The organism is Stenotrophomonas sp. STEN046, assembly GCF_056759755.1.
The window spans coordinates 35,511-48,210 of sequence record NZ_JBRRDR010000035.1; the positions used below are offsets into that span (position 1 = coordinate 35,511).

General features: G+C 68.2%; 9 protein-coding genes. All 9 read right to left on the reverse strand.

The annotated features are described in order from the left end of the window. Window positions 1–94: 94 nt before the first annotated feature. The 9 genes from ACVOLJ_RS15445 to ACVOLJ_RS15485 are packed head-to-tail and all read right to left on the reverse strand — an operon-like array spanning window position 95 to window position 12,444. Complete coding sequence (locus ACVOLJ_RS15445) at window positions 95–1,903, reverse strand: hypothetical protein (protein WP_481564507.1); 1,809 nt, start codon at window positions 1,901–1,903, stop codon at window positions 95–97. Beyond that, the gene (locus tag ACVOLJ_RS15450; RefSeq protein ID WP_481564508.1) at window positions 1,900–4,068 is read right to left on the reverse strand and encodes a hypothetical protein; all 2,169 of its coding nucleotides are present in this window, start codon (window positions 4,066–4,068) and stop codon (window positions 1,900–1,902) included. The genes ACVOLJ_RS15445 and ACVOLJ_RS15450 overlap by 4 nt, the downstream gene beginning before the upstream one ends. After that, window positions 4,065–5,186, reverse strand: coding sequence for a BatA domain-containing protein (locus tag ACVOLJ_RS15455; RefSeq protein ID WP_481564509.1), 1,122 nt, complete (start codon window positions 5,184–5,186; stop codon window positions 4,065–4,067). Before ACVOLJ_RS15455 ends, ACVOLJ_RS15450 begins: the two co-directional genes overlap by 4 nt. Continuing rightward, entirely contained in the window at window positions 5,183–6,079 is an 897-nt protein-coding gene (locus ACVOLJ_RS15460; protein WP_481564510.1) for a DUF58 domain-containing protein, read from the reverse strand. Before ACVOLJ_RS15460 ends, ACVOLJ_RS15455 begins: the two co-directional genes overlap by 4 nt. A 7-nt stretch (window positions 6,080–6,086) precedes the next feature. Then, a complete protein-coding gene (locus tag ACVOLJ_RS15465; RefSeq protein WP_481564511.1) occupies window positions 6,087–7,070 on the reverse strand; it encodes an AAA family ATPase in 984 nt (327 codons plus the stop codon). 13 nt (window positions 7,071–7,083) lie between these two features. Then, window positions 7,084–7,791 carry a DUF4159 domain-containing protein gene (locus tag ACVOLJ_RS15470; RefSeq protein ID WP_475281117.1) on the reverse strand — a complete coding sequence of 236 codons (708 nt, stop codon included), beginning with the start codon at window positions 7,789–7,791 and terminating at the stop codon, window positions 7,084–7,086. Next, window positions 7,791–9,125: a TldD/PmbA family protein gene (locus ACVOLJ_RS15475; RefSeq protein ID WP_475281118.1), complete on the reverse strand. Its 1,335-nt coding sequence runs from the start codon at window positions 9,123–9,125 to the stop codon at window positions 7,791–7,793. The genes ACVOLJ_RS15470 and ACVOLJ_RS15475 overlap by 1 nt, the downstream gene beginning before the upstream one ends. 21 nt (window positions 9,126–9,146) lie before the next feature. Then, window positions 9,147–10,781: a TldD/PmbA family protein gene (locus ACVOLJ_RS15480; RefSeq protein ID WP_475281119.1), complete on the reverse strand. Its 1,635-nt coding sequence runs from the start codon at window positions 10,779–10,781 to the stop codon at window positions 9,147–9,149. Between the two features lie 31 nt (window positions 10,782–10,812). Next, window positions 10,813–12,444: a TldD/PmbA family protein gene (locus ACVOLJ_RS15485; RefSeq protein WP_475281120.1), complete on the reverse strand. Its 1,632-nt coding sequence runs from the start codon at window positions 12,442–12,444 to the stop codon at window positions 10,813–10,815. Window positions 12,445–12,700 lie beyond the last annotated feature (256 nt).

The window sequence follows — 12,700 nt, forward strand, 5'->3', positions numbered from 1 at the left end:
CGGTTAGTAGATCCACGCCATGCGTGGATGCTGTCTGCGATCCGATCGGTGGGGTCAGAGCCCTTTCACGTGCGAAAGGTATCCGACCCCGGGATCAGCGCCGCCGTTCAAGCCACCACAGCAACCCGGCGCACAGCACGAACGCGAACCACCATGGCCAGCGTGAGCCGGGCACGTGCTGCATTGCCTGGGTACGGCTGGACGAGGTCAATGCAAGCGCCTGCGAGGTCGCATCGATCATCGCCTGCCGATGCAGCGCGGGTGCATCCTTCGGGTCGAATACGTAGCGCCAGACAGTGCTGTCGCCATGCTGCAGGCGCTGCCAGCCCGCGTCACGCGGCCACCAGCCGGCGCAGCGCATTGCAGGCGTGCTGCCATCGGCGATCAGCGGCACGCCATCGCCGTGTTCGTTGAAGGCCTGCAGTGGCGCCTGCAGGCCACACAGTGCCTGTCGCTCGCCTGCCCAGGCGAGCGCCAGCGGCGACCACAGGGCATCGCCGCTGCCCTGCGCACGCGCCAGGGTAGCGACCACACTGCTCCACAGTTCACCATGCCGATCATCGCGGCCGGCCAGCACCCAGCGCCAGCTGTCGGTCAGCGGCAACAGGCCGATGCGGCCCTTGCCGACCGCGCGCCAGCCACCCAGCACCTTGTCCTCGTTGTCATGCAGCAGGGTGTTGCTACCGGGCGATTGCAGTGCCAGCACTTCCAGCGCAGGCAGCGCCGCGCTGTGCGAACTGCGGTCGGCCTCTTCACCGTCGCGGGTCGGCAGGGTGCCGGCGGCGAGCGGACCACGGCGCGCGGCAAGCATGGCACTTTCGCCGTCACCGTGAAGTTCGACGGCATGGCTGCTGCCATCGCCCTGCAGCGGCAGGCCCAGCTCGCGGAAGCGCTGGCGGGCGCTGGCTGAAGGTGCGCCTGCGCTACGCACCAGTACACCGAGTCCGTCGCGCAGTGCCTGGGCCACGGCAGCCAGCTGGCCGGCACTCAATGCGGCCAGGCTGCGCTCGTCCAGCAGCAGCAGATCGCTGCGCGTCAACGCGGCCGCATCGAGAGAAACCGCACCGTCACCCACGCTGAGCCCGGCACCGGTATCGGCCTGCACCTGCGCCGCGATGCCGGCATCGGCCGCCCAGCGGCGCAGGTACTTGAGTTCCGGACCCGGCGCACTGGCGCGCACCAGAAGGCGCAGCGGCGCCGCCGGCAGGGTCTGCTGTGGCACGGGCACGCTGTCCACCACATGGCCGTCGGCATCGAGCAGGCGCAGGCGGAACACGCTGCGGCCCGCAGCGCGGGCGATGCCACTGAGCTGCACGCGTCCGTCGCGGGCTACGTCCGCGCGATCGACCACGCTGTCGGCCGGGTCGAGCAGTTCGGCCTTTGCCTTTGCCACGCCGCGTGCCTGTGCGTGCACATCGAAGCGCGCACCGGGAGCGACATCGGCCGGCACCTGCAATGCGATCCAGCCGTGGGGAGCCGGCACCGGCTGCCAGCGCACGTCCTGCGGCAGCACCGCGTCCCGATCGCGTGCGACCAGGCCTGCGCCGACCAGGGTGACGGTGGATGCCGGGTACTTGCGCAGGGCCGTGGCGAGGTCGGGTACGCGCTGGCCGCCGGGCATGTCGGCCGCTTCCGGCAACAGTATCGGGGGGCTGTTGCTGGCCGGCAGCGCGCCGGCCTTGCCGGCATCGGCGGTGAGTACGACCAGGCCCGCGGCAGGTCGCTGATGGGTGGGCGGCACCAGGCAGACGTACAGCAGCGCAGCGGCGACCAGCTGCAGACCGATCACGATCCACTGGCGACCACGACGCGTGGCGCTACCGCGCAGCTGGCGCACGCTGGCGATGACAACGACCAGAGCCAGTGCCAGAGCGATCCACAGGTTCAATCCGGAGGCGTTCATGGCTGCGCCTCCAGCGCATCGAGGTAGCGCTGCCCCATCGCATCGGCCGCACTGCGTCGCATCGGCTGCGGCAGTGGGCGCTGCAGGGCACGCCACAGCTGCGCGCGCAGGCGCTTGCGGCAGTCGTTGCAGGTGGGCTCGATGCGCAGCTGCTCGATCGCCGCGGCCAGATCCAGCGCGTCGGGCAGGTAGGCGGCGTTGCGCTGCTGCCATTGGGCCAGCGCGTCGAGGTCGGGCCTGCCGGCGTCGTCGCCCAGGCGTTGCCAGGCTTCGACGATGGCCGGGTCCGGCGGCGTACGTGCGGCCAGCGGCAGCTCGCGGCTGGCCAGCCCGGCACGATCACCGCCGAGGCGGCGGCCTTCATCGATCGGCGGCAGCTCCGGGCCGACGCGGGCCAGGTAGATGCGTTCGGCCTGCTGCACCTGCTTGATGAAGGCCAATGCCTTGTAGGCAAACGGCAGCGCCTGCTCGGGGCGGCCCTGCCGAAGCTCGCCCTCGGACGACCACATCTGGTCCAGCGCCGCCTTCAACGTCGCGCGGGTCTGCGGATCGAGCAGGGTTGCCGCCTCGGCATGGTCATGGGTGTGGCCGTATTCGGAGAGCACGTCGGTGTCGCTGCCGAACACCGGTGGCGTATCGGCGTTGGCAGCCTTGCCGCCGTGATCATGGCCATGCCCGTCGTGCGCTCCGGCATCGGCGCCATGGTCGTGATCGTGATCGTCGTCGTGGTCGCCTGCGGCCGGCGTATCGCTGGTGGGCAGGTCGCTGGTCGGCGGCAGCTTCGGTGCACCTTCGCTTTCTTCGCCCAGGAACTGGCCATAGCGAAGGCGCAGGATGCGCTGGTCGACACCGATCGCATCGCTGCGTTTCACGAAGTCTTCGGCGGGCAGGCTGCGGCGCTGCCGGATCAATGCTTCGGCATCGATGATGATCTGCCGCTGGCTGCGGAAGTAGGCCGGCAGGGTCTTCTTGATGCGGCCTTCAAGTTCGGCGCCGAGCGCGACCTCGGCGCTGGGCAGGCGCAGGATCACGCTGCTGCTGCGCCCGGTCTGCGGCGCCGGCGCGTGGTTGTCACGCACTTCCAGCTGGACGATCACATCGTTGCCGGGCTGCGCGCCCAGTGTGGCCAGGTCGAGGGTGTGAGCGAAGCGCCGTGCCGTGGGTACACCGCTGCCGGCAAGGCCGACGCTGCGCCGGACGAAGGTGATGTTCTCACCGCTGCCCTGGGTGGTGGTGATCGACAGCGTGGCCTGCGCGGCAACACCGTAATCGTCGCTGGCTTCGAAACGCAGCCCCCACTGCCGTTGCCCGGGCGCACCCAGCACCAGGCTGGTGGCCGGTTCCAGCACACGCACGCTGGGCGCGCGGTCGGCGATCACGTCCAGCCGATGCAGGCGGGTTTCAGCCAGCGCCGGTTCGCTCACCACCCGGTACAGCACCGGCGTACGCGCCACATCCTGTGCCTGCCACTGGCCGTCGTGCTCGCTCAGCGGCAGGCGCCGGCCATCGTGGAACTGCAGCCACGCCTTGTCGGGCGTGCGGTCGAAGCGCAGCGACCAGGACAAACGGCTGTCGACGGCGACTTTTGCATCCAGCGTGTTCTGGGTCAGCGTGGCCTGCCCGGTGTAAGCCGGTGCGTCGATGCGCAGGCGGCTGGACTGCAGTCGCAGCGGGCCTGCGCTGGCCGTGCTGCCCGCTGCGCTGGAAGGAAGCGCTGCCGGGACCGGGCCCGAACGCGGCCAGCCGAAGGCGAGCAGGGCCACAGTCAGGCCACCGATCCAGCACAGCGCCACTGCCCGGCGCGGCCAATGCGGGCGCAGGTCCGGCATCGTGCCTTCCAGCGTGGCCAGCACATGGCGGCGCTGCCGATGCTGCAACGGGTTGAGCGTAGCCGCGTCGGCGAACAGCAGGTCGGCGCTGTCTTCGCTGCTGCCGCTGCCATCGAGCTGGCGCTGCAGCCATCGGCGATCCAGCTGGCGGGCGCGGGCGGTGGCGAACGCTGCGCAGGCCAGCACGGTGATCGTGGCGACCACGCAGGCGATATCGAAGCCGAACAGCCGCAGCGCGAGCACCGTGGCGGCCAGCGTCCACGGCAGGCCCAGCAGCAGGGCGATGGCGGCGCGCCGACGACGCGCACGTTGCCAGGCATGCTGCAGCGCCTTCATGCGACTACCCTGCGCCGCGCGCTGCTGGCCATCCAGCGTTCCAGTGCGAACAGCAGCACGATTGCCAGCAGAAGCCACGCCGTGGGCTCGCGCACTGCCGGCTCTGCCGCGGGAAGCGCGGTCCGATGTGGCGCGTGGTCCTTTGCATCACCTACCCGCGGCGGCGGCAGCGGCTGCAGGGCCAGCAGCAGGGAACGCGGCAGCTCTGGATCGCGCAGTGCGGCGTTGCTGGCGGTGTTCCACTCGCCGGTCAGCGACAACAGGCGGCCCTGGCCGATGCGCTGCTGCCACAGCAACGGCATGCCATTGGTATCACGCAACAGGACAGTGGCCTTGGCGGTGGGCTTGGCCGCGGTCACTACGCTGCCACCACCGTGCAGCCAGGCCTGCCAGTTCGCCGGTAAAGCCTCGCTGCTGCTCCATACGCCGATCTCGCCGCGCTCGGGCAGCGCATCCTGTGGCAGCGACGCCGGTGGCGTCTGCATGCCCCACGCGCGCTGCAGCGCACCCAACCAGTGCCGGACCGGGGCGGCTGCATCGCTGTGCACACGCAGGCGCGGCGGCGCGGTTGCAGCTTGAGGCGCGGTGATCGGCAACGGCTGCGGGTGCCACTGCACGTCGCGTGACAGCTGCAGGCGCGCGCCATCCAGCCCAGGCAACGGATCGGGGACGTGGACGGCCAACGCGGTGCCGGCAGGCAGCTGCGCATCCAGCTCGCGCAGCAGGCTCGGCAGGGTGGCCGGGGACGGTGCTGGCGCCTGCCCGATGGGCGGGAAGCCGGGTGCCAGCCAGTGCCAGGTGCCATCCTCATCAGCACCGCGCAGTGCGTTGGCGTCCAGCCCGGGAGCCACCACGTGCCATGCCGAAGGTGCCGGCGCCGGGCCGGTCAACGCCGGTCGTGCCAGCAGCAGCGCCAGCGCCGCCAGCAGCAGCAGGCGCACCAGCAGCAACGGCCAGTCATCGAAGCGGATGCGCTGACGCGGCCGGATCTGTGCGCGCAGCCAGCGCAGTGCGGCGAAATCCAGCGGCGTATACGGATGTCGCCGCGCAAGGTGGATCAGCAGTGGCAGCAGCCACGCCGCCAAGGCGGCCAGTCCCAGCGGGTACAGCAGGCTCATGCGCCGCCCCCACGGCCGAACAGCGCCTGCAGCGGCTGGTCCAGCGGCTGGTCAAGCCAGCCGGTCGCGCAGGCGATGCCACTGGCCTGCAGGCGCGACTGCAACGCCGCGCGCGCATCGGCGAAGCGCTGCAGGTAATCCATGCGGATCGCCGTACCATCGCCCAGCAGCTCATCGCCGGTCTCGGGGTCGCGGAATCGATGGCCGGCGTCGAACGGGAAGTCGCGTTCGTCGGCCGTCAGGATCTGCAGCAGGGCCACTTCGCGGCGCGCGCTGGCCAGTTGTTCCAGCAGTACGATGCCGGCTTCATCGAAGCCATCGCCAACGGCCAGCAGCAGGTCGCCCGGGCGCACGCGTTCCCACAGTGGGCGCAGCCGGTCCGCCGATGGCCAGCCGCCGCGCGCCTGCAGCGCATGAAGTTGCAGATGCACGCGGTCACGTTGGCGTGCGCCGTTCGCTGCGGGCACCAGCTGCAGTCCATCGCCATTGATCGCCAGCAGGCCGAAACGGTCGCCCTGCTGCAGGGCAAGTTCGACCAGGCAGGCCGCAACGCCGCGCATGTGGTCAAGCCGCGTGCGCTGCGGTGCCGCGCGATCGGTCTGGCCGGCCGAGGCGGTGGCATCGAGCAGCAGCCAGACGGTGATCGGGCTTTCGCGTTCGGATTCGCGCACGAAGAAGCGATCCGAGCGTGCGTACAGCTTCCAGTCGATCTGGCGCAGTGCGTCGCCGGGTTCGTAGGCGCGGTACTGGGCGAATTCAAGGCCGGCGCCCCGGCTGCGGCTGGCGTGCTGGCCGATGCCACTGGCGCCGCTGGCCAGGCGCGGGCGCAACCGCAGCATGCGCAGGCGCGCACGCAGTTCGGGGGGCAGGGCCAACGGCGTACCCGCGTTCACGCGTGGATCAACCCGGGAACGGCACGGCCTGCAGCAGCGCGGCGACCACGTCGTCGGCACGCTTCTGCTCGGCCTCGGCGGCGAACGACAACAGCAGGCGATGACGCATCACCGGCGCGGCCAGGGCCTGCACATCCTCACGGGTGGCGGCAAAACGGCCCTGCAGCAGCGCACGCGCTTTTGCCGCCAGCACCAGCGATTGCCCGGCACGCGGGCCGGCACCCCATTTCACCCACTGGTTGATTGCTGCCGGTGCGCTTTCGCCGGGGCGGCTGGCGCGCACCAGGCGGGTGATCCAGGCCAGCACATCGGGGCTGACATGTACCTGGCGTACAGCGCCCTGCAGCGCAAGCACCGCCTCGGCATCCATCACCTTCGGCACCGCGTCGGTGGCACCGCCGGTGGTCTGCTCCAGGATCTGCCGTTCTTCGTCCTCGCTGGGGTAATCGACCTGCACGTGCAGCAGGAAGCGATCCAGCTGCGCTTCCGGCAGCGGGTAGGTGCCGGCCTGCTCGATCGGGTTCTGCGTGGCCAGCACGAAGAACGGTGCAGGCAGTGCATAGGTGGTGCCGGCGTAGCTGACGGTGCGTTCCTGCATGGCTTCCAGCAGCGCGGCCTGGGTCTTGGGCGGGGTGCGGTTGAGTTCGTCGGCCAGCAGCAGGTTGGTGAAGATCGGGCCCTGCTGGAAGCGGAAATGGCGATGGCCGGTGCCGTGGTCTTCCTCCAGCAGCTCGGTGCCGAGAATGTCGCTGGGCATCAGGTCCGGGGTGAACTGCACGCGCCGGAACTGCAGTTCCAGCGCCTGCCCCAGCGAGCGCACCAGCAGGGTCTTGCCCAGCCCGGGTGCACCTTCCAGCAGGCAATGGCCGCCGGCCAGCAGGCCGATCAACAGCTGCTCGACCACGGCGTTCTGGCCGACCACGGCGCGTGCGAGCGCAGCGCGCAGATCATGCAGGCGCGGCAGCAGGGAATCGAGGTCGGGGCTGGTCATGGCTGTGGTCCGTTCAATTGTTCAATGCGTACATCACGATGTTGACGCCGAAACGGGTGTTGTCCTCGGCAAGAAAACGCTTGTTGCGCCAGTCGTAGTCCCATTCGCAACCGTAGTCCTTGTTGCTGTAGAGCAGGCCCAGGCGGCCGTCGACCTCGATGCCCTTCAGGTAGTCGTGCACCAGGTCGTCGCCCCAGCCGTTCAGTTCGAAACTGGTGGCCGGCGGGCCTTCGGGAAAACGAAAGAAGCTGCGGTACAGCGCGTGGTTGTTGGGCAGCTTGTGCAGCGCCTTCGGCCCGAACAGGCGGCCCATCTGCGCTTCGAACGAGGTGGCGAACAGACCATCGATATCGTGGTTGCAGTCGTCGACGAAGACGAAGCCACCGTTGCGGACGTAGCGCACGAAGTTCTGCCGCTCGGCGGCGTTGAACTCCACCAGGGTGTGCCCGGCCAGGTAGCAGAACGGCGCTTCCAGCATGCGCGGGTCGGCCAGCGCGATTACGTGCTCCTGCGGGTCCACCCGCAGCGCGGTGTAATCGATCAGCGAGGTGATCAGGTTGGACGGCATGCGCGCGTCCACATCCCAGTCGCCGGAGTCGTACTGCAGGCGGGTGAACCAGAAGTCGTAGCGCGAACTGCGCGGGCCTGCCTGTGCCCACGCGGGCAGCGCCGCTGCCGAAGCAGCAGCGGCCAACCAGCGCAGGCAGGCCCGGCGATCCATCAGACCGCGTCGGACAGCGAGGTGAAGGTGAAGTCGCGCAGCTTCATCGGCGGGATCATCATCACGAAGCTGGATTCGTCACCGGCCACGCGCACCGGCTTGCCGAGCTCTTCGATGTTGTTGAGCATGATCACCGGCGACTCGTTGAAGCGGAAGTTCTTCACCGGGTGCTTGATCTGGCCGTTCTCGATGTAGAAGGTGCCATCGCGGGTCAGGCCGGTCAGCAGCACGGTCTGCGGATCGACCATGCGGATGTACCAGGTGCGGGTGACCAGGATGCCCTTCTGGGTGCCGCGCACCAGCTCGGCCGTGCTCTTGTCGCCGCCGCTCATCAGCAGGTTGCCCGGGGTCGCCCTGGCGGTCTTGCCCTGCTTCTGAGCCCAGAAGCGCGAGTAATCCAGGTTGGCGATCTTGCCGTTTTCGATGATGGCCATGCGCTCGCGCGGCATGCCTTCGCCATCCCACGGCAGCACCGGCGCTTCGGGATGCCACGGGTCAGCGTGCATGGTCACGCGCGGGTCGTACACCTGCTCGCCCAGCTTGTTGCCACCGCCCTTCTTCGACAGGAAGCTGCGGCCTTCATCCGCCGAGCGCGCGCTGAAGAAGTTCATCATGAAGCTGATCAGGCCTGCCGCCGCCGCCGGTTCCAGGATCACGGTGTACTTGCCCGGTTCCAGCGCCTTGGCCTCGGCCGACTCGGTGGCCTTGCGCATGGCGATGCGCACGTCCTGGTCGGCCTTGAAGTCGGCCGCATCCTTCAGGTTGCGACCGACCCAGCCCGAACCACGACCGTCTTCGGTGCGCACGGTGCAGGTGTAGTCGAAGTTGGTGGTGCGCTGGTAGCCGAAGTTGCCATTGCTGTTGGCTGTCGCGTAGAAGCCCTGGCCGTCTTCGAGGAAGCCGGCGGCGATCAAGCCGTTGCCCCGGCAGGGTGCGATCGAATCGGCAGCGACCTTGGCACGGAACGCCGGATCGATCGCCGCGGTGGATTCGCTGAAGGTCGGGCTGGCACGGTAGCTCTGCTTGCCGATGGCAGGCATGAACTCCGGGTTCTCCGGTGCCAGGCGCGCCAGGTCCTCGGCGCGGCGTACTACGCGCTGCAGCGCTGCATCGTCGAACTCATTGATCGATGCGGTACCGACGCGCTTGCCGAACGCCACGGTGACGGCCAGTTCGGTGTTGTCGACGATGCCGCTGGTGGACACGTTGTTCAGTGCGAAGCGGATGTTGCCGGCAATCGAACCGGCCAGCACGGCGCTGCACTCATCGGCCTTGGACAAGGCGATGACCTTGTCGAGGATGGTCTTGGCCTGGGCTTCGGTGAAGATACTCATGGTGTAAGGGCTCCTGACCGATCAGCCGAGGCTGCGTGCGGTGTTGATGACGTTGATGCCGTTGAAGCGCGCCGTGGACGAACCGTGCGAGACCGCCGAGACCTGGCCCGGCTGGCCCTTGCCGTCGAAGAACGAACCGCCCAGGCGGTAGTCGCGCTCGTCGGCCACGGCGGTGCAGGCATTCCAGAACTCCGGCGTGCGGATCTGGTAGGCCACGTCTTCGAGCATGCGGGTGATCTTGCCGTTCTTGATCTCGTAGAACAGCTGGCCGCCGAACTGCGCGTTGTAACGCTGCTGGTCGATCGAGAAGGAGCCGTCGCCGATGATGTAGATGCCGTTCTCCACGTCCTTGACCATGTCGGCCACGCTCAGCGGGGTCTTGCCCGGCGCCATCGACACGTTGGCCATGCGCTGGAACTGCACGCTGGACCACGAATCGGCATAGCAGCAGCCGTCCGATTCGGTCTTGCCCAGGATGTGTGCCTGGTCGCGGATGGTCTGGTAATCGACCAGCTTGCCGTCGCTGATCAGATCCCAGCGCTTGCACTTCACGCCTTCGTCGTCGTATGCCACGGCGCCGAGGCTGCCCGGCTGGGTCTTGTCAGCGAAAATGTTGACCTTGTCGCTGCCGTACTGGAAGTGCTGCTCGCGCTTGTCCAGGGTGGCAAAGCTGGTGCCGGCGTAGTTGGCTTCGTAGCCGAGCACGCGGTCCAGTTCCAGCGGATGGCCGATCGATTCGTGAATGGTCAGCCAGGTGTGCGACGGATCCAGGATCAGGTCGTACTTGCCCGGCTTCACCGACGGCGCCTTCAGCTTCTCCTGCGCCTGCCTGGCCGCGGCGATGGCGTCTTCCTTCATGTCGTAGGACGAGCCGTAGTTCACCACGCCATTGGGGGTCAGCACCTTGCCGGCCGCCGCGCCATCCAGGTACTCGTAGCCCAGCCCCATGGGCGCCGACAGGCCCTCGCGCGTGCGGAACTTGCCACTGGCCTTGTCGATGGCGGTGATCGTCATCGGCGCCCAGATGCGGTGCACGTCCTGGTCGATGTAGGAACCATCGGTGGACGCGAAGTATTTCTGCTCGTTCACCAGGAACAGCATCGAGTTGACGAAGCTGGCGCCGGCGCCCATTGCAGCGGCGTTGACGTCCAGCAGCAGGTCGACCTTTTCCTTGATCGGCACTTCCATCGCGTTCTTGCGGATCGGCGTCTTCCAGCTGACCTCGCCCACGCCCGGCGCCTTGGCCAGCTGCACCGGTGCGGTCTGCACACCGGCATTGGCCTTGGCGATCGCTGCTGCCTGCTGCGCGGCGCGGGCCACGTCGGCGGTGCTCAGTGCATTGGTGGCGGCGAAACCCCAGGCGCCGTTGACGATCACCCGGATGCCCACACCGGTGGATTCGGTGTTCACCACGTTCTGCACCTTGTCCTCGCGGGTGATCACGAACTGGCGCAGGTAGCGGCCGATGCGCACATCGCAGTAGGTGGCACCGGCCTGGCGCGCAGCGGCCAGCGCCGCATCGGCCAGGCGCTTCTTCAGCCCCAGGTCCAGCGTGCTCTGCAGCTGCTCGGCGGCAATCGCCTTGCCGAAGAAGGAGGGCACGATCAGGCCGCCCGCGGTAAGCCCGGTCAGGGCCAGGAAGTCACGTCTTTGCAAGGCTGCTCTCCACGTCGAAGGATGGGAAGACTCAGGCGCCGAGACTGCGCGCGGTATTGATGATGTTGATGCCGTTGAAGCGGGTGGTGGACGAACCGTGCGAGACCGCCGAGACCTGGCCGGGCTGGCCCTTGCCGTCGAAGAACGAACCGCCCAGCCGGAAGTCGCGCTCATCGCAGATGGCGGTGCAGGCGTTCCAGAACTCCGGCGTGCGGATCTGGTAGGCCGCATCCTCGACCATGCCGGCGATCTTTCCGTCCTTGATCTGGTAATACAGCTGGCCGCCGAACTGCGCGTTGTAGCGTTGCTGGTCGATCGAATACGAGCCGCGGCCGTGGATGTAGATGCCGTTCTCCACGTCCTTGATCATGTCGGCCACGCTCAGCGGCGCCTTGCCCGGCGCCAGCGAGACATTGGCCATGCGCTGGAACTGCACGCTGGACCATGAATCGGCGTAGCTGCAGCCGTGCGACGCATCGCGGCCGAGGATATGGGCTTCATCGCGGGTGGCCTGGTAGTCGACCAGCACGCCATCGCGCACCAGGTCCCAGCGCTGGGTTTTCACCCCTTCGTCGTCGTAGCCGACCGCACCCAGGCTGCCGGGCTGGGTCTTGTCGGCGAAGAAGGTGACGATGTCGCTGCCCCAGCGGAAGCCGGCGTCGCGCTTGTCCAGCGTGGCGAAGCTGGTGCCGGCATAGTTGGCTTCGTAGCCGAGCACGCGGTCCAGCTCCAGCGGATGGCCGACATTCTCGTGGATGGTCAGGAACAGGTTGGACGGGTCCAGCACCAGGTCGTACTTGCCGGGCTTGACCGACGGTGCCTTGAGCTTCTCGCGCGCGTGGCGGGCGGCGGCGATCGCGTCTTCAACCGGGTCGTAGGAATCGCGGTAGGCGGTGATGCCGCCCGGCAGCTGTACCTTGCCGCGCGCGTCGCCATCGAGGAATTCGTAGCCCATGCCCATCGGCGAGGACAGCCCGGCGCGGGTACGGAACCTGCCGCTGGCCTTGTCGATGGCGGTGGCGGTGAACGGCAGCCAGATGCGGTGGATGTCCTGGTCGATGAACGAGCCGTCGCTGGAGGCGAAGTACTTCTGCTCGTTGACCAGGAACAACGTGGAATTGATGAAGTCGGCGCCGGCGTTCAGTGCCGCGGCGTTGAGCGCCAGCAGCAGCTCGACCTTGTCCTGGATCGGCACTTCCATGGCGTTGCGGCGGATCGGTGTCTGCCAGTGCACCTCGCCGACCGACGGTGTCGGCGCCAGCTGCACCGGCCGGGTCTGGATACCGGCATTGGCGCGGGCGATGGCCGTGGCCTGTTCCACGGCGGTGCGCACCGCCGCTTCGGTCTGCTGGTGGGTGGCGGCAAAGCCCCAGGCGCCGTTGACGATCACCCGCACGCCCACCCCGGACGACTCGCGGTTGGTCACGTTGCCGACCTGGTGTTCGCGGGTGATGACCGACTGGTTGAGGTAGCGGCCGATGCGCACATCGCAGTAGCTGGCCTTGGCCGTGCGCGCGGCTGCGAGGGCGACCTCGGCCAGGCGCCGGCGCTGGGCCGTATCGACCGGGGCCAGCAGCTGCTCGGCGGCGATCAGCCGCGAATGCGGCAACACCAGGCCCGCCAGGCCCAGACCGGAAAATGCCAGGAACTCACGTCGTTGCACTGCGTCTCTCTCTCACAACCGTGCGGGCGGCAAAGGACCGCTCCGATCACGTCAACCTCCCGACTTTCGCCAGCGGCGGGCGTTCGGACAAGTGACTGCAGTCATGGTCGGGGTGTTTTCGGCAGGGCTGCGCCCTGCGCCTGCTCAATGCAACGGCCAAAGCCAAAGCCAAAGCGGCATTTCGTGGGATGGCGGGGCGGTGTGGGTGGTCAGGACACGCCGTAAACCCATCCATGGGGGCTCGATGGCGCCATCC

Bases quoted from the DNA above. Each gene is read 5' to 3' on its own strand.
- ACVOLJ_RS15445 (WP_481564507.1), bottom strand. From the start codon at position 1,903: ATGAACGCCTCCGGATTGAACCTGTGGATCGCTCTGGCACTGGCTCTG.
- ACVOLJ_RS15455 (WP_481564509.1), bottom strand. From the start codon at position 5,186: ATGAGCCTGCTGTACCCGCTGGGACTGGCCGCCTTGGCGGCGTGGCTG.
- ACVOLJ_RS15450 (WP_481564508.1), bottom strand. From the start codon at position 4,068: ATGAAGGCGCTGCAGCATGCCTGGCAACGTGCGCGTCGTCGGCGCGCC.
- ACVOLJ_RS15470 (WP_475281117.1), bottom strand. From the start codon at position 7,791: ATGGATCGCCGGGCCTGCCTGCGCTGGTTGGCCGCTGCTGCTTCGGCA.
- ACVOLJ_RS15475 (WP_475281118.1), bottom strand. From the start codon at position 9,125: ATGAGTATCTTCACCGAAGCCCAGGCCAAGACCATCCTCGACAAGGTC.
- ACVOLJ_RS15465 (WP_481564511.1), bottom strand. From the start codon at position 7,070: ATGACCAGCCCCGACCTCGATTCCCTGCTGCCGCGCCTGCATGATCTG.